Source organism: Leptospira idonii (assembly GCF_004770995.1).
Classification (GTDB): Bacteria; Spirochaetota; Leptospiria; order Leptospirales; family Leptospiraceae; genus Leptospira_A; species Leptospira_A idonii.
In genome coordinates this window covers 62087-86023 of record NZ_RQHW01000010.1, presented here as the reverse complement: position 1 = coordinate 86023, position 23937 = coordinate 62087, and the positions used below count along the sequence as shown (strand labels likewise).

Below are 23937 nucleotides of genomic sequence, written 5' to 3'. Positions count from 1 at the left end.
ACTGCTAAGTTATGACATCACTGTGACATATGGTCAAGCAATTCTTGACCTAGAGTCAGAAATTGTTTTCTGTTCAATTCTTCCGGCCGGGCATTGGCGGGGATTTTTAATTTTTCCCAGGAAAGGCGTACGGACTCCTGGAAGAAAGGATCCGCAGAAAAAGGAGATTCGCGCAAACTAACTTGGATTTGTTTTCTTTTTCCCCAAAAAAAAGTACGAAGCAGTCTGGACCAAATTTGAATCTCCGCTTTGTTTTTGAAGATTCTTTTTTCCTGAGGATAGGGAAGGATTCGGATCAAAGCGGAATCCACTTTCGGTGCAGGATAAAAACATTTTTTATGAACTGTTTTCAAAAGTTCCGTTTTTCCCAATCCTTCCAGAAAAAGGGAAAGAGAGGAGATTTCACCTGTGATTCGTTCTGCGAACTCTTTCTGCACCATAAAAATCCCTCCTTTCCAAGAAGAACATTCCGTAGAAATGAGAGTGAGAATATCGCTTGTTAGATTGTAAGGAAGGTTTCCGAAAATGAAAATTTCTTTTTCAAACACATGGGAAAGGTTTTTCAAAGCGTCTCCCTCGTAGAGAACCGCTTGAGGAAACTCGGGAAGGTATTTTTCCCGGGCCAGTTCGATGTATGCTTTGTCGATTTCGAAAAGATGAGTCGGTTTTTGAAATTCCAAAATAGGGTAGGTGAGAGTTCCTAAGCCGATTCCGATTTCAGCCACTTCCGTATTCCCTTCGGAAACATAAGGACGACCGGATTCGACGATGAACCGAACTATATTCTGATCGATTAGAAAGTTTTGTCCGAATTTTTTTTGCGCATTCAATCCGTTAGTGGAAAGATAGGCTTGGATCTCGGTTAGTTTCTGAAAGGGAGCTGGCAAAAAAATCCTCTACGCTCATCATTTTCCAAGAGGAGGAAATCCCAAGTAGTTTTTGAAATTTTTTCCAATCGTCCGGGCTTTCCTTACTCCATTTGGGAAAATCCAAAATGAGAATTCCTTTTATATAATCTGGGGAAGCCGAGGGAGGATCCATCCGTTTCCAAAGGGATTCGTAAAAGGAAATGAGGGAAAACAAATCAGAATATGATTTTTTATCTCCAGTGAATCTAAGGACTGCAGGAGATGAACTCCCATCCTCCAAAGGAAAGGGAAACACAGAAAACAGCTTTTTCTTTTCGATTGCGATCGATTTCCCCAAAGTAGGATCTGCTCTCAGCCATTCAGCCAGTTTTGGATCAACGGTTTGAATTCGTTTCCTGGAATGTAATTCTTCTTTTTCTTCTTTCCTGAATTCCTTCGATAGTTCCAACACATAACGAAGACAAGATTCTTTTTCGAAATAAATTTCATCGATTTTAACGGAAAAGATTTTTTTGCGGAATGTATCGAAGGAGGAAGCGGAATAACAATTTCCTAAAAGAAAAACGGATTTCCCTCTTAAGAAGAAGGCGCTCCCTTTGCGGACAAAATCAATCGTTTCGAAATTTTTTTCGGTTCGGGAAATCCAAATTCCGAAAGGAAAAAAGCACAAGATGGATAAGAAAATAAAACCTCTTTTCCGAAAAGCCGAAGTTTTGCTGTCATCCTCTTTCTTTCCGAAAAGGAATGGGTTCTTGTCTTGGAAGTAAAGAACAATAAGAGTGAAGCAAATCAGGCAGAAATAAATCAAAATCGATCGAGGAGTTTTTTCCCAAAAGATCCAGAACCCTAGACGATCTCCTGATTCCAAAACGGATCTCATAAAAATTTTCATAAGCACTTCCGAGAAAAGCCAGGTCATTGGGGAGATGTAAGGAAGAGATAAAAACTCAAGACCCAAAGAAAGATATAACGATGGCAATACGATTCCTGCAAAAGGAACTAAAAATAAATTCACTAGAATGCTTCCGAAGGAATAAGAATGAAAGTAATGGACTAAAAATGGAAAACTGGCAAGGGAACAGGCGATAGATAAGGTTAAGTTGTTTTTGAGAAAATGTTTCGATTTAGTTAGAAACAAAGAATCTAATATTGGTTTTATATAAAAGATTCCGAAGACTGCTCCGAAAGAAAGAAGAAACCCTACGCTTAAAAAATCTCCAGGTAAAACCAATGCTACCGTCGCGGAAGAATAAGACAATATATCGGAAGGATGGGCTTTTCTATAAAAGATGGTTCCTATAAAACTATAAAAAGCAAATGAGTAAGCTCGGATGAATGAAACAGGAAAGTCCAAACAATATAAATAGACAAAACCGAGTAGAAGTGAGAGAATAAGGGGAAGGATTCTGGAAAACCAAAACAGTTTCTTAAAAGTAAATAGAAACACTCCTAAAAAAATTCCCAAATGAAGCCCAGAGGCCGCAAATAGATGCAGCACTCCTCCTTTTTTCGCTTTTTCCTTTAAGGAACTAGGAAGGGACTTGCTTGTTCCCAATACCAATCCTTCCGCAACAAGAATTTCTTCTTTTGAAAAGGAAGAACGTTTCAGAATAGAGCGGATTTGTTTTTGAAATTCCAAGGCAAATCCTTGTTTGGCGGGTTTTGCAAAAATAAAGGAATGAGGAATGGGACGATAGATTAAAATTGCGGATGTGAATAAACAACCGAAAAGAAACCAAAAACAAAATTCCCTATTTTGTTTTCGTAGGAACCGAATTTCTTTCGGATACAAACAAATGAGAAATAAAATAGAAATGTAGACGGTAAAAGAGAGAAGAGCGATTCCGGGAACCGGAAACATTCGAACCAAACCGGTAGTGAGCCCGATTCCCAATCCCGCAAAACCTCCCTTAGAGAAGGGAAGAAGGTTGGGAAAATTCGTTTTCTTCATACCCGAACAGGTATGAGTGTAGGAGATTGGTTCCTTATTTTATAGAAAAGGGATAGATCCCTAGAGCATCGCGGACTTCTTTTATCTTTTTCTCCGCAATGGATTTCGCTTTTTCCTTTCCTGAGTTCAAAACGGAATTCACATAACCTAAGTCATTTTGCAGGTCTTCTCTTTTTTTGCGGAAAGGAGCGAAGTGATCCATAACCGTTTCCAATAGGGATTTTTTTAGATCTCCGTAACCGACTCCGCCCGCTAAATATCTATTACGCAGTTCAGAGGTTTCTTTTTCGTTTAGAAATAATTTATGGATTTGAAAGATCACGGATTCATCCGGATTTTTCGGTTCTGCGATCTCTTTGGAATCGCTTACGATGGACATCACAGCTTTTTTAATTTCTTTTTCCGTTCCGAAAAGATCGATCGTGTTTTTATAAGACTTAGACATCTTTGCACCGTCTACTCCCGGTATGGTGGCGGTAGACTCGTCTATATCCGGTTCCGGAATTGTGAGTATGTTTCCGAATTGAGCGTTGAATCTTTCTGCGATGTCTCTTGTAATTTCCAGATGTTGCTTTTGGTCTTTTCCTACAGGGACTTTTTCAGAGGAAAAAAGTAAGATATCGGCAGCCATCAAAATAGGATAGGTGAACAGCCCTGCGCCAGGAGTGAAACCTTTGGCTACTTTGTCTTTGAAGGAATGAGCCAGTTGCAACTGAGAGACTGTGATCGAGCCGGAGAGATACCAGCTTAGTTCCGTAACTTCCGGAATTTCACTTTGTACCCAAAAGATCGTTTTTTCAGGATTCACTCCCAATGCGAGAAGGTCGAGTGCCGCAGAAATCGTGTTTTCTTTCAGATTTTCCTTCGAAGAGAAGGTTGTGATCGCATGAAGGTTTGCGATAAATAGAAGTAAGTCGGCCTTCTCTTGGTAGTTTAAGATTTTATGGATTGCCGAAAAATAATTTCCTAAATGAAGTTTGCCTGATGGTTGAACGCCTGTTAATATTCTCATTCTTGATTCGAATCGTTTAATTACTCATCTCGGAAGCTTCGTCTTCCGTTGCTGCGACTCCCGTCTCTCCGCCTTCCGGAGTTTTTTTGTAGGTTTCCGGATTGAAGGAAGAGTAGGTAAGTCTTTCGTATTCTTTATGAAGTTTGATGAGTTCGTTTTCTATCTTTCTATGAGCGGTTAGTTTGGAAGTGGTTTGAGGATCCTTAAAAATCACCGCATAATTGTATAAATATTTCGTGAATTGAATGAAAACATCTTCTACGGTCATTCCGTTGATTCTTTCCTTCGCCACTACCGCTTTGTCGTAATGAGGAATGAATCTCTGCATGATTTTGATCTCTTCGATCACCTTTTCTTTGGAAACTGCGATTTTATCGGAAGCCTTTCCTTTCGAATCCGTGTTTTTCGCCATCAAATGGTTTTCAACGATGATGTTCAGTTTGTTTGCAAAGTTTCCGAAAAATTCGGAAGCTTCCGTCAGGGCGGAAAGAATCGTATTTGCGATTTGGTCGGAGGCACCCCCATTATAATCGTTGTTATACTGTTGGAAGGAGTATTGAAAACTAGGGAACTTTTTATTGAATGTTTCGATCGTTCTTACGATGGAATTCATCGTTTCGATTTCGGAGCGGAAAAGCCCCGGCTGAATCACTAAAAGGTCTTGGTTTTGGTTTTTATCGCCTAGCTTGATATAACCTTCGATCATGTTGATGTAGACCGTTTGGATGTCTCGTAGAAGAAGGTAAGCAAGTTTATGAGGTTGTGATTTGAAGGAGTTTTTGATCGACTGGCTTTTTGCACTGTCAGGCATATGGTGGAGCATATAGTCGTCCACAACCGCATTCAAAAAATCGAAACTGATTTTTCCTTTGTCGTCTATACTGAAATAACGGGAACGTAGATTTTGCAGTTCTTCCTTTTTATAAACTCTGGTATTGATATCGTCGGAGATTTTTGCGACTGTGATTTCCACTTCTTTTTGGATCTCTCTCGCCGCTTGGAATTTATGCTCTTGGATGGGAGGAACTTTAAGATCCGCCACGATCTCCTGCCAAGAAAACATTTTTTTCTTAGATACGATGTAGAAAGCGGTGATTGCATCGGAAAGGCGGGGTTTGGAAGATTCCAACGCCAAACCGTAGCTAATCCCTTCCATCACTGTGTTCAGTTTGGAAGCGAGTTTGTCGTCTTGTTTGACGATTTCAGGAAGATGGTTTAAAATGATTTCTCTTGCATCGTCTCTTTGCAGAAAACGAACATAGAACATTTGCATTTTGATGGAACGGTCTAGGAAAATTTCAGGAGAAATTTTATCCAGGAAGAGAGAATCCAAAGAAACAAATGCGTTAAAAAACTTATTATAATTATTGATTACGTTGTAAACGAGGGGAGTCCAGATCCTCCAACCTTGTTGTTCCGAAGTTCTAAGCGCTTGGATGGTAGGTATGATTACATCTTCCTTCAAGGTTCGGAAAATTCTTTCTACGTTGTTTGAAATGTTCGGGTTTCTTCCGAAAAGACCGATGTCGATGGCACCTGTTTCTTTGGCAAATTTGCTGATGGAGTTGGTTCCCCCTCCACCGAAAAGACCGGAAAGAAGCCCCCCTCCGCCTTTTTGTTCCGCACCTTTCTTTTTAGGTTGAATGCCTTGTCTTTGTTTGGCGGAGTCCACAGTGACAAGTTCGCTTGCGCGTCTTATTTTGGGTTCTTGTCTTTGTCTGCTTTCCCCTTGGCGAGAGTTGGATTCTCTGTTTCCTCCGGAAGATCTTTCTTCTGGAAGTTCTCTTCTTTTGTCTGCCGCAGGTTTGTTTTTATTTTGGTAGTCTTCGTCTACCTTTTTGATGAGGTCGATTCGAATGAATACGTCGTTCGATTTGAGTATGGCTTCGTCTATCAGCTGTTGGTGGTCGGGAGTTCTGTTTTTGCGGTATAAATCGGCAAAGACACGATGGGCTTCTGTTCGCGAAACTGGTGTCATTTGCTTATTCCTTTTGGTTGAGAGGATTTTCTACGATTTGAGAACTAGTAGGGGGTTGAAAATTGAATAGGCTTGTCCCTAATCCGATGTTGGTAGCGATTCCGGAAAAAGAAATTTCTGTCACTTCTTCGTCGGAATGTTTCATCTTAATGACTCTGGGGAGATCGTTGTCCGAAACGACAAGTATGATCTCCGAATAACGTTTGGTTGGTGAAGTGAGTCGGAAAGTTCTGCCGGAAACAGTGACGGATTCGTATCCGCTGAGAAGACCTCCCAATCCTCCGGAAACTCCTTTAAGATCTTGGCGTCCGGAAATAGAAGAGTCTGGGTTGTAAAACCAAAGAACTTTACCGTTGGATGAGATGATTCTTCCATCATTTAATCTGACGTGTAATTGGTAAGGATTCTTATAAGAAAGAACTCCTGTCATTCCCCCGTTGATGGTGACTGTGGCACGGAATGATTCCAGAGAGTTTAGGCGTGCAATGACAGAATTGAGTCTGTCATGCCCATCCTGCGCGGTGATTCCTAAAGGAAACAGGCACAGGATTGGGATGAAAAGGAAAAGTGTTTTAAGTTTTCGCACAGCTCCTAATTCAGCAGAATGCTGGGTTTACCCCAACACTTTTTTGAACTCAGAAGTAAGTGCAGGAACCACTTCGAAAAGGTCCGCTACTACTCCGTAAGTTGCTACTTTAAAGATAGGAGCATCTCCATCTTTATTGATTGCTACGATGTATTTGGAAGATCCCATACCAGCTAAGTGTTGGATGGCTCCGGAAATACCACAAGCGATGTAACAATTAGGGGAAACTGTTTTTCCTGTTTGACCCACTTGGTGAGAGTGAGAGATCCATCCAGCATCAACAGTCGCACGAGAAGCACCAAGAGCTGCTCCCAGAGTGTCTGCCAAGTCTTGAAGGATTGGCCAGTTTTCAGGTCCCTTGATTCCACGACCACCGGATACGATGATAGAAGCATCTGCCAATTGTACTTTGTTTCCACCGGAAAGATCTTTAGAAAGTGATTTGGAACGAACTTCCCCTGCACTTGCACCTGATTTTTCTACAGCGCCTGCTCCGTCTTTAGGAGTTACTTCTTGAGAGTTTGCTCTTACAGTAAATACTTGAACGTCGGAAGAAACTTTGAAGTTTGCGTAAGCTTTACCGGAGTAAATTGGCTTTTTCGCAACTACCTTCCCGCCGTCTACGGAAAGAGCCACTGCGTCTGCAACGATACCGGCATTTGCTTTGATCGCTACTCTTGCAGAGTATTCTTTTCCTTGAGAAGAGTGAGGAAGTAAAACTACAGTAGGTTTTTTCTCTTGGATGATAGAGAAAATTCCGTTCGCATAAGCTTCCGGATTGTAATCACCCAAGTTTGCTCCGATGATTGTGTCTGCACCGACTGCTTTCAAGTCTGCTGCAAATTTATCAGGATTGTCAGTGATGATTACCGTATGAACTTTACCGCCGATCGCATCAGCGATTTTTCTTCCTGCGGAAGTGAGTTCTTTTGAGATTTTTTTAAGTTCGCCTTCTTTAAGTTCGCCAACTACTAATACATCTGCCATGATTTTCTCCTTAGATCACTTTCGCTTCTTCGCGAAGAGCTTTTACAAGTTGAGATGCGAAACCGGCTGCATCGCCTGCTTCCAATTTTCTACCAGCAATACGTGGAGGAGGTGGTTCCAAAGAAACAACTTCCAATTTAGAAGCGGTAGCTCCCAATTCTTCTGGTTTTTTTACATCTACAGGCTTTTTCTTAGCAGACATGATCCCTTTTAAGCTAGGGTATCTTGGTTCGTTGAGTCCTTTTTGAGCTGTAACTGCAACAGGAGCTGAAGTTTCTACAACTTCTGTTCCGCCTTCCACTTCACGAGTGGCAGTCACTTTTTTACCATCAAACTCTAGTTTGAGTGCCATAGCGATGTGAGGAACATTCAATCTCTCTGCGATTTGAATCACAACTTGAGAGCTGTCTGTATCGATGGATTGACGACCACCGATCACTAAATCTGCGTTTTCAGCTTTGATCAGATTGGCAAGCAATTCGGAAGTATATGTAGAGTCGAAAGTCATGTAGTCGTCTACTTTCACATGGATGGCTCTGTCGACACCCATAGCATAAGCGGTTCTCAATGCTTCCACAACTCGGTCCGGACCGAGGGAAACAGCGATTACTTCACCGCCACTTTTTTCACGAATACGAATACCTTCTTCGATTGCGAATTCATCATACGGAGAGATGATCCATTTTACACCAGCTTCATTTATAGCTTTGTCACCAACTTTAATGCTGGTTTCCGTATCTGGAACCTGTTTTACAAGTACAACAATTTTCATTCCTTAACCCCGTTTGCGTGGATTACCTTGGTACCAGAAAAAGGGAGGGAAGGCAGAAGGGAAGTAATTTATTCTCTCCAGAAGGCGTATTTGACCCAATTGTAGGTCCAAATGACCCATAGGATGACAACCAAAACATTCGCATCCGTCTTAAGATAAACGGACAATCCCAGAGTGAGAGGCAGGGTCAGGAAAAAAGCAAAGCAGGAAAGAAGCACCCAATGGGACTTTGATTTCCAAAGTTTAGGGGTTTCCTTCAACCCGTCCCAAAGTCCTAGGCTCAGGAGAGGCTCTCTTTTTTTTTCCACCAAGAATAGATATGCCAAAAGACCAAAAAATATAAGAACGTTCAGAACTGCGAGAATCATAAGGCCAGGATTTGCCGAGGAGCGAACTCAGCCTAGAAAAAATTAAAGAAAGAGCAGAAGTAAAAAAGGAGAATAGACCAGCTCGCAAAATATTTTGAATGTAGGAATTTCTTTTTTTCTTCCCAGCCACTCCATAAACATCAAATAACAAAGGCTATAGATCAGACAGACAAGCGGGAGGGGAACCTTTCCCGTTTCCCACACATACACTCCGCAAAGGAAAAAGCCTAAGAACATCAATAGATAGAATAGAATCGTCGTTTTTTCTTTCCCTAGGGATCTGGCGATCGTGGGAAGATGGTGCGCTTCGTCCCAAGCCATATCGAACCGATAGGTCAAAAGCACATTGGAAAGTATGGAAATAAAAAACAGGAAATAGATCAGCAGATCTTCCAAAGAGCCGGGAGTATGATCGAATAATATGGGATAGGCGACTCCGAGGCAGTAAAGCCCGGAAAGGAAAACTTCCTTAGGGAAATATTTTGTACGAAAGTATTGGGTCGTTAAAAAATAGAGTAATACGAAAAAACCTAGAAAAATCCCTCCTAAAAAAAAGGAAAAAGGAAGAAAATATAATATCAGTAAAATATCGAAAGCAAACGCAAGTAAGCCGATAAGGAATAAAATTCCCAATTTGTTTTTATAAAACGAGCCCCGTTGAGTGACCTCTCCTTCTTTTTCTTTCCAGGAGTCCACGGATCTGTCGAAAAGATAAATGCAAAAGACAGTCAGGCCCAAACAAAGAACCGCCACAGGATGGGGATGGACTTGGAAGGCATAACTTAGAAAAACTAGATTTGCCAAGGAAGAAATCAAAACGTCCCCTCCCAGATAAAAAAAGGAAAGAAGAGGTGAGCTTAGGACTGAGGTTTTGGGAGTTTGTCCGGCAGTATGACTCACAAGGATTCATTTTCCCTCTCACTTAATTTTATGCAATTGTAAAAAATTTTCTATGAGAGAGACGAATTTACTTTTAGTTTTGGTGGAATGAATCTAAGAAAAGAACTTTCTCGTTTTCTTACCATCAGACAGTCGATTTCTCCCAGAATGAAACTTCTCCTGGCTGAAGAGGAACGCAACGGGGCTTTTGTAGCAAATCGATTCCGTTATGTGATCGGAGGCGTTTTGGCTGCCAGTGCGGTTGCGAATATTCCCAATATGCACGATATTTTGGGGTATTTCGTTAATTTTATAGCGCTTGCTTTTTATTTTTTAAATACATTCGTACATGCGTATCTATTGAAATGCGATCACAAATTCTGGCGGGAAAAGTACGAATATATCAGTTTGTTTTTCGATAACTTTCTTGTTTTCATTACTATGTGGAATTGGTATCTCTTGCAAGGAGGAGGGAATCCTAATTTCAATTTGAAAACCCCTCTTTTGTTCTATTATTTTCTTCCTTTGGCATTGTCCTTGTTTCAATTCAGGATTCGGCTGGTTGCCTTTTCTTTTTTCTGTTTTCTTGTTTCTTATTTTGTATTTCTGGGGTATGCGATCGCATTGAATTCCAAAACGGGAACCGTCTGGTTTAGTTATGTGTTAAGTGATGAGCTGATCCTTTCCGATGCGATCGTTTCCAAACCTTTGGTGTACCTGGTGGTTACCCTTTCTCTTTCTTACGGAATTTATAGAACGATTGTTATGTTAAAGAGGCTTGCGGATTCCGAGGCGCAAAAAACTTCTTTGGCGCGTTATTTTTCTCCCGATTTGGTGGAAGAAATCACTTCTCAACCCGACATCATTCCTTCAGGACAGAGGCAAAAAGTCACCGTTTTGTTTTCCGATATCAGAGGGTTCACTCAGCTTTCCGAATCAATGGATCCTGCCGTTCTTTCCGTCTTTTTAAACGATTACCGCAAAGGAATGACCAGAGCTATTTTCAATTACGGAGGTACATTGGATAAATTTATCGGGGATGCTGTGATGGCCACTTTCGGCACTCCTTTGCCCGCAAAACTACAGGGCCTCGATTCCAAAAATGCTGTCCTTTCCGCCAAAGAGATGTTTATCGAACTGGACCGATTCAATTCGGAAAGAATTTCCAGAGGAGAGTCTCCTATCGAAATCGGGATCGGGATTCATTGCGGGGAAGTGTTTGCAGGTAATATAGGTTCCGAAGAAAGAATGGAATATACTGTGATCGGTGATACTGTGAATACCGCTTCCCGAATCGAGTCTGCATGCAAGGAACTGGGAGCAAAGCTTTTGATTTCGGAAGAAGTTTGGGAGGATGCGGGAAGGCCGGATGATTTCGAAAGAACGAGGCCGGTTGCGTTAGCTGGGAAAGAGAAAAGAGTGGAATTGTTCTCCTTACGAAAGGCCGTTTCGTAATCGTTCAGAACTATTTGGTTCGTACACCTTATGTAAATCTCAGTGCCGGTGTGGTATCTTAATCTTAACCGGCTTTGCTCATTTTATAAACTGCGTCATACAAAGTAGTGTTGAGTTCCCGATCGATGATGTAGATCACTCGAGTAGCGCCTGTGGAATGGGCTAAATCGATAAACGCTTTTCTTCTGTCGATTCTCACTTCATTCAAGTCGAAGTCTGCGATTCTGTATTTATTTCCTTTTTTGAAGATCGGTTTGATGGTGCAGATTCTTTGCAGCTTCGGTCTGGTTTGGAATCTATCTATTTCCAAAACGACACAGATATCGAAATGAACATGTCTTTCCGAATCCACGGATGCAGTGATGATAAAATCTCCCGTATTGATGATGTTTTCATTATTGGTAAGGCTGGAGCCTACATAGTCCAGAAGATGACGTATGTTTTTGTTGCTGTAAGAGAAAAACGAATCGTTCAAAATCATCTTCAGTGCAGTGGATGATTTGAACGCCGGTCTCCAGGATTGTTCCGAAGTAAGAGATGCATATTCGCTTGCTAAAGAAAGAATGGCGATGTCTTCTTCCCGACTGCTGGAGGTTACATTGTTTTCCTGAAGATGAAGTTGTCTTTCTATATCTGCGACAATTCTTTCTTTTCCGATTTCTTTGCTGTATTTGTCTCTCACCGACATTAATTTTTTGAAAACCATTCTAGGGTCGGGGAAATTATTATTAATGCCGGTTCCTCGGTAAGGTCTGTGGTGATTTAGGATCAGAGTTCTCACATCCGTTGTGATTTCGGGAGCATTGAGGGTCATAAGATAGCTGATGATAGGATGTTGTTGAACCATCAGGTATTCTTCTTTGCTCAGTCCGGGATGTTCTTTGATATCGAGTTTAGTGTAACCTACGTCTGCCAAATAACTTGCCATCATCAAAGTTAGATGCTCTCGTTTGTCCGGCTTTTCGTTGCTGTCCTTAACGATCTTTTTCGTACGAACCTTCATTCCCATCGCAACGATCGTACGTTTAGTCATTAGCTCCGATTCCAAAGGGACCCCAGCGACACTCAAAATCTCAAGAATGTTGAAGATTCCCGATTCATAATCAGGGTTGCTTGTGAAATCGGTAAGGATCTCGTTGATTGAGTTTTGGACAAGTATGGCCTGTTCGGAAGAGAAGGATGTTTTTCTGAGATCTTCTATCAGAGAGGCGGATTGTTTGGCGAACTTTTCCGTTTTCTCCTGGTCGAATAATTTCGCAGAAGATTGTTTTCCGTTTTGTAAAGTCGACTTACTTTTGTTTAATTCGGAGATGAGAAAGTAAACACCTTGTAATTCGAATTTCAATAGTTTGCCGAAGTCGGCCTCGGTCGGATTTTTCTTTTTGTGGATGAGGATTTGGCCGTCTTTATTATATAAATCGATAGGGATGGTATTGTTCTTTCGGAAACTGTTTAGAGATTCTTCGGTTAATTCGAATTTGGCGAGCCTATCTCTAGGCACTTGTGTACTTTCACTCACGAATAAAATCTCCGTTAGCTGCCTTGATTGCTATGGAAAACCCTAATGAGTAGTTCTCCTAAACAATCAAGAGATTTATCTTTTCTCTTTATTGATCTTTGCTATGGAAATAACGAGAGGGCTATTGTAAATAAATTTACAAAAACGGGGAAAGTAGATGGATTTTGCGACTAGGAAAGTTCGTTTTGTAGGGCGATCTTTCCTTGATATTGTTATCTGTTAAGCGATTCGTCTTCTAAAGAAAATTTTTGAGGGGAAGTTCTAAACTTCCATTCTTTTTCGAAGACAATTTTGCGAGAACTGTCTGCAATTTTGAGATAAACTTTGTATTCTTCGTCGGTATCTAAGGGTTTTCTCGCAATGAGTCCTGTCATCTTCATGGTTTTCATCATTTGACCCGGTTCTCCTTGGTTTGCTGAATCCAATTTATGAAAGGGAATCTCCTGACCTTCTTTGTTTTTAAGAGAGGCTTTTACGATTGTTAACGATTTTGTTTCTCTTGAGAAGAGTTGGACTGTGATCGGAAAACCGATTTCGATTTCTCCCGGAATCGGGAAGGGGTATTCCGGATACATCATGGTGGGGATATCAGTTTGGTTCTCACCAGGATAAAAAACTAATTTATCTTCTGCGGGGGCCACTTGTGAGGAATAAAAGAAAACCACCATCGGAGAAGGTTCCTCTTTACTTACATAAAAGCCTACATAATCGAAATTAGGTGCAATGACCATGTTTCTATGATAGAGAGTCGTTGCCAATTTCTCTAAAAGATGTTCCGTAGAGTTTGTTTCGTTTCTACGAATTCCCAGAATCGTATTTCCTACCATATAACCTTCCTTTGGCTGAAATCCGAAGGCAGCCGCTTGGTCTTGAGGATGCACTCCTATAAAACCTTTTTTCCCTCTTTCCTGGTAATGAAGTTGAGTGGGAATTCGTTCTTCCGCATTTAAGTTGAGATACTCCGCATGTTTTTTCGCCGCATTGTTCAGTTCGTTGCTGAGTTTTGCCGATTTGTTTCCGATTCTTTTTTGGATTCGATTGAAGGTTTCCAAACCTAGAGTTTGATCTTTTCCTTCGATGGTTTCTGGATTCAGGCGGACGATTTCTTCTTGAGGAGGATTTTTTGCCATCTCCCTATATTTTTCCGCCTTCTCTTTATCACCTAATCCATCATAAGCGGATGCGATCCATCCGAACTGAGTCGCTCTTTCCGAAGGATTCAGTTCGTTCGCTTTTAAAAAATCGGGAATTGCTTTCGCATATTCTTTTTTCTGAAAATAAACGTATCCTCTGTAAAAATAGGCGGCGGCGTTGGTATCGTCTTCTTTCAGGGAAGAGGCAATTTTTTCCAATGCTTTAGTATAGTTTTGTTGGTTGGTTTGTTCGATTGCTTCGTTGAGAAGGAGGGCCGATTTTAAGGTATCTCTTTCTTTTGCGAAAAACCCAGGGGGAAAGAAAAGAAAAACGGAAACGATTAAAGCAAATAATTTGTTGTTTTTCATCGAAGCAGATCCTGTCTCCCCGAAAGAGGAAGCCAGAAGAATATGGATTGTTTCCTTTTTTTGTCAATATATTTACTAGTTTAAAGAAGGAATCTGCGATAGGGATCGTAGTGAAAATCAAACGAAACGGACTTCAAGCTCTCTGCCTCGAAACCTCCTGTTTCGACTCCCGAACTCCGGCATCCTTGCCTCCGTCACCGCAAAAAGTTTGTTTCGTTTGATTGCAGCGGAGAGCCCGGGCGGAGAATCCGCATCGCCCCCACACTTATATAAAATAGATCGATGAGCCGCTACTCTAAGTTGAGGCTGTGAAATATAATTAATTTAACGTGTGTTAATTTCAAAATCTTTCTTTTGAAAGTTTTTTGAAAGCCGAAAAAAATCGACGCACACCAGACCGGGTCAGATCGTCCCTGGCGGAAGCAAAGGCCACGGATGGCCTCGTCAGAACAGGAGGTTCTGCGAAAAGGAGCCAAGGACGATTCTGACCCTTAATTTTCCTTTACATTCTGAATTTTGGTGTTAAGACTTTTTCTTATGATCTCAACCAACTCTACTTCTTCCTCATTCGATTTGTTCAATCCTTCCGATGCACATTTGTCCTTGCGAGAATCCGTAGCGAGTTTCGCTGAAAAAGAAATGGATGAGCAGGCCAAAGAACATGACGAAAAAGAATCTTTCAATACGGCTCTTTTCAAACGATTGGGTTCTGAGCTGGGGATTTTCGGGATTACGGTTCCGGAAGAAGAGGGTGGTCATGGTTTGGACGCGGTAGCCGCTGTCATCATTCACGAAGAGATGTCCCGTTTCGATCCGGGATTCACATTGTCCTATTTGGCTCATGAAGTGTTGTTCGTGAATAATTTCTTTAACAGCTCTAATGCGGAACAAAGGAAACGTTATTTAAGCAAGGTCATTTCCGCAGAATGGATCGGTGGAATGGGAATGACGGAGCCGGGTGCAGGAACGGACGTTTTGGGAATGACGACTCATGCCGTGAAAAAAGGGGATCGTTATATCATCAACGGCGTCAAACAGTACATTACGAACGGTTCCATAGGCCAGGTTTTTTTGCTTTATTCTAAGCTCGATAAAAATGCGAAAAAGATGACCTCCTTCGTGATCGAGTCCTCTTATAAAGGTTTTTCCGTAGGGAAAAAAGAGGAGAAGATGGGTATGCGTTCCTCTCCTACGACTCAGTTGGTATTCGAAGATATGGAAGTTCCTGTGGAAAATCTTTTGGGTGAGGAAAATACTGCAGTCACTCATATGATGAGAAATTTGGAAATAGAAAGGGTGACTTTGGCCGCTCAATCTATCGGGATTGCCCGCCGTTGTATCGATATTATGTGCGATTATACTGTGCGACACAGGGAAGCATTCGGAAAAAAACTTATCGAATTCGGTCAAATCCAAAGATTGATTTCAGAATCTTATGCCGATTATGCGGCCGCTCGTGCCCTTGTCTACCAAGTGGCCAGCGGACTTTCTCCTCATGCTCGTAATTCGTTGGGAGCTGCCTCCGCAAAATTAGTGGCGACTCAAATGGCGGAAAGAGTTTCCAGAAACGCAATACAGGTATTAGGCGGTTACGGGTATTGCAGGGAATATCCTGTGGAAAGACTTCACAGAGATGCGATTCTTCTTTCTATCGGAGGAGGAACCAACGAAGCCATGCAAAAGAACATAGCTTCCGATCTGAAGAAGATGTGGGGAGAATAGTTCTAAACTCGAACGAAATCAAGCGGCTTGGTAGCCGCTTCCGTTTTCCATTTGATGTGCCACTCTTACGATCCATGAACTGAAGTAGTTTCCTATGGAACGAAGAAGAAGCAGATCGTAATCGGGTTTTTTCTCTCCCGAAATTCCTCTCAGGGCTCGAATCGCATTCGTATATTTCCCTCTAAAATCCAGAAGTGAAGTGCCTGGAGGGAAATAACTTGCCACAACTACATATTGGTTTTCGTCAAAACCGTATTCCGTCATCCAACCGCGTAACAAAGACTCGCAAGAGTATCTGCTCGCCAGTGCATACTGTGCCACTAAAATATAGAACATGGATTCGAGAGCCAGCCAAGTGATTGTAGGATAGGCGGATGCTAAAGTAGCAAGGATCGGCTCCCCGTTTTCGATCGTTTTTTTCAAAGAAGGGGATTTGCTGAAATAAATTCCCAATTTATTGAACGCTTTGATGTGGATAAGGATGGATTCCACTTCCTTTTGATTCAAACTCGTTTCTTTTTGCAGTAGAACAGATAGATCTTCCTTTGGCGAATCTGCGCATAAAAATTCGATGAACTGAAAGAGAATGTCCATGGAAAAACGGGAATGGGTATCTCTCCAATATTCCATTTCTTTATTGTAACATTCAAAAATTCTAAATATTAAATATTCTACCTTTTCGTGATCCAGGGTGGCGATCGGTTTAAGTAATTCTTTCATCGCCGTGATGAATTCGTATCTTTCCGAAGTAAGGTATCTTTTGGATTGATTTTTGAAAGTACGAATGGTGATGTCTTGATTGAGTCTTAGGCTTCCCGCTTGAAATTCAGGTTGTCTGTAGAGGGATTTCCAGAGAAGTACCGCCGGATCTATTTGTTTGAAAGATTCTGAAACCATATTCTGCATTCCTAACTAATCATTTTGTCTTTTTTTTCAGCACGGAAGGCCCTTTTTCAGGAATGGATCGGCCTTCTGCACAATCTTTATACTATTTGCATAAGTCGTGCCAGGGAGGAGGGCGTAGGGGAAAATAAATGAACAGTGTGTTCTTTTTGTTCAGAAGGATATCTAAGAGAGTCGTTTTTTCTTTGGTTCCGAAAGTCTCGGATAGTACGCAGTCGTTTGTCATTTTCTATTTGTTAGGTGAATATGTCCTTTTTGAAGAAGAAAAACATCCTGCTTCTTCTTTGTTTCTATTTCCTTTTCGGGAATCCACAGAGCTAAAGAGAGATTGATTTTCCCAACCGAAAGAAAACCCTGGGCGAAAGAATGCGAAACCTTCCTAAAATCAAAATCAAAGTTCCCGGGACTAGCGCCAATTTGGGGCCAGGTTTCGATCTGATGGGAATGGCGCTCAAAGTATACAACGAGTTCGAATTCGTTTTTTTAGGAAAAGAAGACTATTCCGTTGTTTTGAAAAACGGAGAAGAACCTCCTTTTTCTCCCAAAGAAGATTTGGTCAGGGAAGCTTACGAAGATTATTTCCATCATTTTTTACCGAACGAATCCATACCGACTTATCATTGTAAAATGAATCTTTCCCTTCCTTTGAAAGGAGGGCTCGGTTCCAGCGCTTCCGCTATTGTTGCTGGACTTTGTTTGGGAAGAGAAGTGCATTCCAAGTTGAAACTCTCCGTTCCTCTTCCGAGTGAAAAAGAGTTTTTGCAGTTTTTGGCGGAATGGGAAGGCCATCCGGACAACACTCTCCCTGCGTATTTGGGAGGATTCGTATTCGCTTATTCTACTCACGGAGAACCTTTGCGTTACTTTCGCAAAAAATTTCCTTCCTCCGTTTCTTTATTCGTTCTCACTCCTAAATTCACTGTGGCGACGGAAGAAAGCCGCAAAACTCTTCCCGCAAAATATCCTACTGCGGATGTGATTTTTAATCTTTCCCGCATCGGTGCTTGGATGCATTTTCTCGATAAACGAAGGTTCAGTGATCTGCTTGTCGCTTTGGAAGACAAAGTGCACACTCCTTATCGAATTCATCCTGCATCTCCTTTGTTTCCTCTTTTGAAAATTTTCGAAAAAGATCGAGTAGGGCATTGTCTCTCCGGATCCGGTCCGAGCCTTCTTGTATTTGCGGAGAGAAAAAATGCGAATTCCATGTTTCCTAAATTGGAATCCGAGATTAGAAACGTGATGAATGATTTAAAAATAGAGTTCCAATTGCAGAAAATCCAGCCGGATCATCTGGGAACCAGAATTTCTTTTCATTGATATTTTACCTGCGGGTTCCGTAGAATTTTCCCTTAGAAATGAAGTTTTTTCCTAAAAACCTTGCATTGTCGTTTTTGCTTTTTCTCTCTTTGGAAGCCTGTATATTCTTTTTCTTTTGTTTTTTATTTATCTTTGTTTTTGATTTCTTTGATCGAAGCGGCTTTGTGTTCCGGATTGATTTTTTTGATGTTGGAATGGAAAGAAAATGCAGTTTTGATCTTTTAGTGTGAGATCATTCTGAATCGTCTTCTTCCTTACCAAAAGCATAAGTATCGTCTCTGAATTTCACCTTACGGTTGATTCCCGGTTGGATTTTGCCTATGGTGAATGTGAATTTCATTCTTTCTTTTCCCAGCTTATTGAAGTAAAACGATGAGGTAAGAGAGACTTCTATGAAATTCACCATCCTTTCTTTTGCGATTTTATCGGAGATTCTGAATTCCGCAGGATGGCCTATGATTTCGTATGAGTCGAAAGTTTCTTTGGCTTCCATTTTGGAATAAATTTCCATGCGGGGAGGTTTATAGAAAGTAGGTGCGTTTTTTAATACTGTGATCGAATAATCTTCGCTATCTTTTGCTTTTTTAATCTGAAAGATCAAATGATCTTCCGTGATAGCGTTGCATCTTGTGGCGATATTTCCCGTTTTGCATCCTACGGTGAATTGCCCGTATCTTGTGAGCTCGTCTACCACCAGATCGTAATGATCTCCCGTTTGAACGGGAATGTATCTGTCGGATTCCTTTCTGGAAAGGATGGGATGAATGAATTGTTGGTACAGAACTGCCAAGAGTCCTAAGATCGATAGGATCAGAACCCCTACTAAGATAAAAATGAAACTGTCCTGTGTGGCTATGGCAAAAAGAAACAGAACGGTTTACCTTTTTACGTCTACTTTATGTTCGTCCTTCGGAGCTTCCATAGGTGCTCTCGTCACCAAGGATAAAAGATCTTTCACTTCTTCCGCAGAGATGATTTGGCTCATCCTTTCTTCCAAAGGAAGGGGAGTAGGTTTGAGTAATAAATCTTCCGGCTTGATTTCCGTTTCTTTATCTTTTTCCTTCTGTTTTTCGGACAAATTTACGGAAAGATCCTGTTTTTGGGGAACCGGATTTCCTGAACTGTCCTCTCCATTCTGTTTGCCCAGATGGGAAGGTAGAATTTGTGGGACGACTCCCGGGTTTGCCCCGTTTGCGGGTGTAATATTCATACCCAACCTCCGTTTTAGGTTCCTTTGAGAGAAATCCTTTTCTCTCCTTTAGATCATCGGACAGACCCAAAATGAATTGAGGAAATTTGCTTTTTTTTTAGGATTTTCGAACCTCAAGCCGACTTTTTTTCCGTTTGCTCTGGCAATTTACAGGTAAGAACCTGGTTGTGATGGAAACTAATACTCAAAAATGGATCGACCAGCCTTTTTCCAAATTGGCTTTGGGTGCGATCGTCCTATTGGCAATTTTGTCCGGAATCTCCCTTCCTTCCTTTATCTCTGCAAATTTGAATCAAGATGCAGTCTCTATCGGAGGAAAAACTTACGATCTGAGCGATGTGAAAAAAACATCCCCGATCGCTTACTCGAAATTTCAGTCGGAATATGCGACTTTGATCAAAAACACTTTGGGCGAATTCGCGCAAGAGAAGTTGTTTGAAATCGTCGGAGAAGAAAAAAATATCAAACCTTCCGAAGTTTTGAAACAAGGGTTTTCTCCCGTAGAACCTACTGAAGTTCAGATCCAAGAAGTTTATAATGCAAATAAATCCCAGTTAGGTGGAATTCCTTTGGCTGCCGCTCGGGAGAGAATCGTTAGTTACCTTAAAAATCAACAAGAACAAGAACACAGCAGAGAGATCTATAAACAGATCGTTACTAAATATCCTGTGAAGTTTCTTGTGAAAGAAGCGGAAGCTGTTCGTGTTCCTGTGGAAACGAAAGGGAATCCTACTCTCGGTCCTGAGAACGCAAAAATCACCATCATAGAATTTTCCGATTTCGAATGTCCTTTCTGCAAAAGAAGCCAAGACGTAAACCAACGACTTCGTGAAAAATATAAGGATCAAATCCGCTGGGTATTCCGTGATTTCCCTCTTCCTTTCCATGGAGACGCTATGTATGCGCATATTGCAGCCAACTGCTCTCTGACACAAGGACAGGATGTTTATTGGAAAGTGTTCAATACGCTTTTCGAAAATTCAGGAAATTTAGCAGCATCTAATGTTGATTATTTGGTTAAAAAAGCAGGTGCGGACGAAAGTAAATACCAAACTTGTATGAAAGACCAAAACAAGTTGAGAGCGGAGATCGAAGCGGATATCGAAGACGGTCAAAAAGTCGGAGTGACTGGAACTCCCGCTTTCTTTATCAACGGAATCTTCGTTTCCGGCGCTTTGCCGTTCGAGAGTTTCGATGAAATCATTCAAAAAGAGTTAAAAAATTAATTAGGAGAAATAGAACTCAAATGGGTAATACAGTTAAAGTAGCAGTTACAGGGGCAGCCGGCCAAATCGGTTATGCGTTATTGTTTAGAATCGCTTCAGGTCAAATGTTCGGTCCGGACACTGCCGTAGAACTTCAATTATTGGAACTTGAGCAAGCTCTTCCTGCTGCAAAAGGCGTGATTATGGAGTTAGACGATTGCGCTTTCCCTCTTCTTCAAAAAGTTACGGTGACTTCCAATATCGACGAAGCTTTCCGTGACATCAATTGGGCGCTTCTTGTCGGTTCCGTTCCTAGAAAGGCGGGGATGGAAAGAGGGGATCTTTTGAAAATCAACGGAGGAATTTTTACGACACAAGGAAAGGCGATTGAAAAGAACGCTAACTCCGACGTAAGAGTTCTTGTTGTCGGTAACCCTTGTAATACGAACGCACTCATCGCTATGAACAACGCAAAAGGAGTTCCTTCCGATCGTTGGTTTGCAATGACCGGTTTGGATGAAAACCGTGCGAAAACGCAATTGGCGCAAAAAGCCGGAGTTGCCGTTAAAAATGTTTCCAATGTTGCGATTTGGGGAAACCACTCTGCTACTCAATATCCTGATTTTTACAATGCTAAGATCAACGGAAAACCTGCTACGGATGCGATCTCCGACCACGAATGGTTGAAAGGAGAGTTCATCTCTACAGTACAAAAAAGAGGAGCTGCGATCATTGCTGCCAGAGGAGCTTCTTCCGCTGCTTCCGCTGCGAATGCAGTTGTAGATACGGTTCATAATATCGTAACTCCTACAAAAGCAGGGGATTGGTTCAGCGCCGCTACTTACTCCAACGGTGAATACGGAGTGGACAAAGGTCTGATCTTCGGATACCCTCTTCGTTCCGATGGAAAGAAAGTCGAAATCGTAACAGGTTTGGAATTAAATTCTTTCGGAAAAGAAAAGTTCGATCTTACTTTGAAAGAACTCCAAGAAGAAAAAGCTGAAGTGAAGGATATGATCTAACATTTTCTTCCTTTCCCGGTTGTTTGCCGCCGTTCTTCGGCGGGGATTGGCCGGGAAATTTCTTTCCTACGACCCGAACCCCTGTAAGGGGAACAAAAATTGATTTACCTTAGATCGTTTTGAAAACACCATTCTCTCGGTGCTCCCTAGAATCGTTTTTATTCTTCTATTTTCCCTTCTTTATTCTTTTTGCAATCCTCCCGTTTTGAATCATTCCGAAGACGGCAGGTCAAAATCTTTTTTACCTACTCAATTCGTAAAATGTGTGATGAGCGGGTATTGTCTTTCCGGACCAGGGCCTAATTACGCCGAATCCGTTTATACTTTATATCGTTTGGCGAATGTGGATTCTATGATTCCTTCAAACTCTGGAGAAATCACTTCCTGTTCTTCCTCTCCCTCTTTGCCTTCCGGATTGATCTTAGGTTCGGATTGTTCCATTTCCGGAGCTCCCGTTTCTCTTCAAACAAATACGAGTTATTCGATAAATGCTTCCGTTTCAGGAAAACCCGGCTCTACAGTCATTCAAATCCAGGTGGTTTCTTTGGGAGGGAATGCTCTTGGGCTGATCCGCACGAATCAGTCCTTATGTTATAATCTAACCACTTCCATTTCCTGCGGTGACGCTACCTTTCCCAGACAGGACGGGGATTTTCGTTATTATCTGGCAAGAGGTTACGAAGACAAAGGGGACGGAACTATTTTGGATACTACCACTGGGCTTCTGTGGGGAAAATGTACTTTGGGAAGTTCCGGTGTAGGGTGTGCTACGGGGAACGTTCTTTATACGTATACAAATGCTGTGAGCAGCTGTCAGGCGATTGGAATGAGACTTCCTTCCGTCTATGAACTGTATACGATCATGGACCAGGGCGTAGGAGCGACTCCTTTCATTGACGGAACTTTTTTTCCCGGAACCAATACTTCCACTCCATATTGGACCTCCACCGACGATGTCGCCACCTCTGGAAATAAAATGACCATCAGTTTTCAGACTAGTTCCGCAGACACTTCCGCTACCGGTGCCAATACAAGGTATGTTCGCTGTGTCAGAGGAGATTCTATTTCACCAAGTTTTAGTTATGTGGATTACGGAAATGGGACAGTTAAAGATAAATTCACTCGTTTGATTTGGCAGACATGCAGTTACGGTCAAAGTTATCCTGGCTGTAGTCCCGCCTCCCCCGTTGGGCGCACTTGGCAACAAGCTTTGAATGAATGTAATTCTTTAGGTTTAGCCGGCAGGTCTTGGAGGCTTCCCAATAAAAACGAATTGCTGAGTCTTACGAATTACGGCAAAACAGGCGTTGTTTTTGATTCTTCCTTTTTTCCTAATTCTTCGAATGTCTATTGGTCCAGCACTACAAATGCATCCGCCAATGGGAATGCATTCATCGTAAACTCGAATACAGGAATTACGAATATGTATTCCAAAGCGGGCGCTTACTCTACCAGGTGCGTGAGCGGGCCTTAGATTGATTTCTGCGCCAGGGATAGAAGCGGAAATCAAACGAAATCTATCTCAAGTTCTCGGTCGCGGAACATCCTGTTTCGTTTGATTGGAGCGGATAGCCCGTTCGAGAAGTAGAAAAAAGTTGAGGATGAAGTTTGATTTCGAGGCGCCCAGAGGGTTATTCAGAGTTAGGTGGTGGTGTGAATCTTAAAGCCCCCGCCCGAGTTAGGGTGGAGGGGAGTGGTTCGTGGGCAGTCCCTTTCCTCCCTATATCAGATCCTTCGTTTTGCGAAAAGAGTTTTTCTTAGTTTTTTCTTTTCGCTTTTTTGACCGATTCTTTGCACCTTTTTATCTTTTTAGGATCACAAATCTCTGTTTTTGAGAGCTGTCTTCTCTGATGGTTCCGCTTCGGTAACCTAAATTTTGCCCTTCTTGGAGAAGCCAGTCGGCGAAATCGGGATGGGTTTCCAGTGCCAAAATCCCTCCTGTTTCCAGATAGGTGATCGCTGTCTCTAACAAAGGTTTGTGGAAATTTTTGAAATCATCAATGAACAAGGCAAGGTGTGGCTCGAAATTCAGGACATCTTCCATAATTTCTTTTTTTTCCTCGGAAGGGATATAAGGGGGATTCGAAAGAATCGCATGAAATTTTAGATTCGTGTCAATTTTTTGAAAGAGATCGGACTCTATATAACGAACCGGAGTTCGCCCCGGAGGAGTCACTTCTTCGTCGTTCTTCTTGGCAACTAACAATGCTTCTTGAGAAATATCGCTGGCCCAAATTTCAGAATCGGGTAGAAGCCTGGACAAGGAGACCGCAATACATCCGCTACCTGTGCATAAATCCAAAATTTTTAGATCTGTTTTATCCGGGAAAAGTATTTTCGATTCCTTGTGAAACCAATCCACCAGTTCTTCCGTTTCAGGGCGAGGGATTAATGTGTGTTCGTTGACGTAAAAATCGAATTTATGAAAACCTTTTTTGCCGGTGATGTATGCGACCGGTTTTCTTTTGGATCTTTCTACAATTCTTTCTCTATAGACCTCTATTTCTTTGGGATCTAGAGGCATTTCGAATTGAGAGTAAAGTTTGATTCTGGGAAGATTTAGTAAGTCAGCTAACAACCATTCTGCGTCAACTCTGGGATTGGGAATCCCTTTTTTTTCTAAAAAGTCTGTAGAACGTTTCAGGTAGTATAGAAGTGTATTTGGTTCGGACATATT

General features: G+C 41.7%; 22 protein-coding genes. 7 read left to right on the top strand and 15 right to left on the bottom strand.

What is annotated here, in order from left to right:
* Positions 1–17: 17 nt before the first annotated feature.
* The 9 genes from rsmA to EHS15_RS03065 all read right to left on the bottom strand — a co-directional run bounded on the left by rsmA (position 18) and on the right by EHS15_RS03065 (position 9423).
* Entirely contained in the window at positions 18–887 is an 870-nt protein-coding gene (gene rsmA / locus EHS15_RS03105) for a 16S rRNA (adenine(1518)-N(6)/adenine(1519)-N(6))-dimethyltransferase RsmA (protein WP_135759081.1), read from the bottom strand.
* Positions 835–2820 (bottom strand): ComEC/Rec2 family competence protein, encoded by a 1986-nt coding sequence (locus tag EHS15_RS03100; protein ID WP_135759080.1) that lies wholly within the window; start codon positions 2818–2820, stop codon positions 835–837. The genes rsmA and EHS15_RS03100 overlap by 53 nt, the downstream gene beginning before the upstream one ends.
* A 34-nt stretch (positions 2821–2854) precedes the next feature.
* Positions 2855–3832, bottom strand: coding sequence for a tryptophan--tRNA ligase (gene trpS, locus EHS15_RS03095; RefSeq protein ID WP_135759079.1), 978 nt, complete (start codon positions 3830–3832; stop codon positions 2855–2857).
* A gap of 16 nt (positions 3833–3848) precedes the next feature.
* Positions 3849–5810: a hypothetical protein gene (locus EHS15_RS03090; protein WP_246051868.1), complete on the bottom strand. Its 1962-nt coding sequence runs from the start codon at positions 5808–5810 to the stop codon at positions 3849–3851.
* A 4-nt stretch (positions 5811–5814) separates the two neighbouring features.
* The gene (locus tag EHS15_RS03085; RefSeq protein ID WP_425460616.1) at positions 5815–6366 is read right to left on the bottom strand and encodes a LolA family protein; all 552 of its coding nucleotides are present in this window, start codon (positions 6364–6366) and stop codon (positions 5815–5817) included.
* Between the two features lie 57 nt (positions 6367–6423).
* On the bottom strand, positions 6424–7383 hold the full coding sequence (locus tag EHS15_RS03080; protein ID WP_135759077.1) for an electron transfer flavoprotein subunit alpha/FixB family protein: 960 nt from the start codon (positions 7381–7383) through the stop codon (positions 6424–6426).
* A 10-nt stretch (positions 7384–7393) separates the two neighbouring features.
* Entirely contained in the window at positions 7394–8155 is a 762-nt protein-coding gene (locus tag EHS15_RS03075) for an electron transfer flavoprotein subunit beta/FixA family protein (RefSeq protein WP_135759076.1), read from the bottom strand.
* 68 nt (positions 8156–8223) lie between these two features.
* Positions 8224–8523 (bottom strand): LIC10362 family protein, encoded by a 300-nt coding sequence (locus EHS15_RS03070; protein WP_246051867.1) that lies wholly within the window; start codon positions 8521–8523, stop codon positions 8224–8226.
* A gap of 42 nt (positions 8524–8565) precedes the next feature.
* Entirely contained in the window at positions 8566–9423 is an 858-nt protein-coding gene (locus EHS15_RS03065) for a UbiA prenyltransferase family protein (protein ID WP_135759075.1), read from the bottom strand.
* Positions 9424–9510: 87 nt separating this feature from the next.
* Between EHS15_RS03065 and EHS15_RS03060 the strand changes: the two genes are divergently transcribed.
* Positions 9511–10857 carry an adenylate/guanylate cyclase domain-containing protein gene (locus EHS15_RS03060; RefSeq protein ID WP_135759074.1) on the top strand — a complete coding sequence of 449 codons (1347 nt, stop codon included), beginning with the start codon at positions 9511–9513 and terminating at the stop codon, positions 10855–10857.
* Positions 10858–10921: 64 nt separating this feature from the next.
* Here the strand turns inward: EHS15_RS03060 and EHS15_RS03055 are convergent, their stop codons facing one another.
* On the bottom strand, positions 10922–12376 hold the full coding sequence (locus EHS15_RS03055) for an HD domain-containing phosphohydrolase (protein ID WP_210416280.1): 1455 nt from the start codon (positions 12374–12376) through the stop codon (positions 10922–10924).
* A gap of 212 nt (positions 12377–12588) precedes the next feature.
* Complete coding sequence (locus EHS15_RS03050; RefSeq protein ID WP_135759072.1) at positions 12589–13878, bottom strand: tetratricopeptide repeat protein; 1290 nt, start codon at positions 13876–13878, stop codon at positions 12589–12591.
* Positions 13879–14415: 537 nt separating this feature from the next.
* Between EHS15_RS03050 and EHS15_RS03045 the strand changes: the two genes are divergently transcribed.
* Positions 14416–15600, top strand: a complete 1185-nt coding sequence (locus EHS15_RS03045) for an acyl-CoA dehydrogenase family protein (protein ID WP_135759071.1) — start codon at positions 14416–14418, stop codon at positions 15598–15600.
* Positions 15601–15618: 18 nt separating this feature from the next.
* On the opposite strand, the gene EHS15_RS03040 is transcribed toward EHS15_RS03045, so the two are convergent.
* Complete coding sequence (locus EHS15_RS03040; protein WP_135759070.1) at positions 15619–16497, bottom strand: LIC_13029 family protein; 879 nt, start codon at positions 16495–16497, stop codon at positions 15619–15621.
* A gap of 137 nt (positions 16498–16634) precedes the next feature.
* Here EHS15_RS03040 and EHS15_RS03035 point away from each other — a divergent pair, with 137 nt between their 5' ends.
* Together EHS15_RS03035 and thrB are read left to right on the top strand one after the other, a co-directional pair.
* Positions 16635–16835 carry a hypothetical protein gene (locus EHS15_RS03035; RefSeq protein WP_135759069.1) on the top strand — a complete coding sequence of 67 codons (201 nt, stop codon included), beginning with the start codon at positions 16635–16637 and terminating at the stop codon, positions 16833–16835.
* Positions 16836–16869: 34 nt separating this feature from the next.
* Entirely contained in the window at positions 16870–17823 is a 954-nt protein-coding gene (gene thrB / locus EHS15_RS03030; protein ID WP_135759068.1) for a homoserine kinase, read from the top strand.
* A 232-nt stretch (positions 17824–18055) separates the two neighbouring features.
* Here the strand turns inward: thrB and EHS15_RS03025 are convergent, their stop codons facing one another.
* Together EHS15_RS03025 and EHS15_RS03020 are read right to left on the bottom strand one after the other, a co-directional pair.
* On the bottom strand, positions 18056–18613 hold the full coding sequence (locus tag EHS15_RS03025) for a hypothetical protein (RefSeq protein WP_246051866.1): 558 nt from the start codon (positions 18611–18613) through the stop codon (positions 18056–18058).
* Between the two features lie 87 nt (positions 18614–18700).
* Positions 18701–19033, bottom strand: a complete 333-nt coding sequence (locus tag EHS15_RS03020) for a hypothetical protein (RefSeq protein ID WP_135759066.1) — start codon at positions 19031–19033, stop codon at positions 18701–18703.
* Between the two features lie 170 nt (positions 19034–19203).
* Here EHS15_RS03020 and EHS15_RS03015 point away from each other — a divergent pair, with 170 nt between their 5' ends.
* From EHS15_RS03015 to EHS15_RS03005, 3 genes are all read left to right on the top strand, one after another.
* Complete coding sequence (locus EHS15_RS03015; protein ID WP_135759065.1) at positions 19204–20259, top strand: DsbA family protein; 1056 nt, start codon at positions 19204–19206, stop codon at positions 20257–20259.
* A gap of 20 nt (positions 20260–20279) precedes the next feature.
* The gene (locus EHS15_RS03010; RefSeq protein ID WP_135759064.1) at positions 20280–21260 is read left to right on the top strand and encodes a malate dehydrogenase; all 981 of its coding nucleotides are present in this window, start codon (positions 20280–20282) and stop codon (positions 21258–21260) included.
* A 139-nt stretch (positions 21261–21399) separates the two neighbouring features.
* Complete coding sequence (locus tag EHS15_RS03005) at positions 21400–22734, top strand: Lcl C-terminal domain-containing protein (RefSeq protein WP_135759063.1); 1335 nt, start codon at positions 21400–21402, stop codon at positions 22732–22734.
* Between the two features lie 327 nt (positions 22735–23061).
* Here EHS15_RS03005 and prmC read toward each other — a convergent pair whose 3' ends face one another.
* Positions 23062–23934 (bottom strand): peptide chain release factor N(5)-glutamine methyltransferase, encoded by an 873-nt coding sequence (gene prmC, locus EHS15_RS03000; RefSeq protein WP_135759062.1) that lies wholly within the window; start codon positions 23932–23934, stop codon positions 23062–23064.
* Positions 23935–23937: the final 3 nt, after the last annotated feature.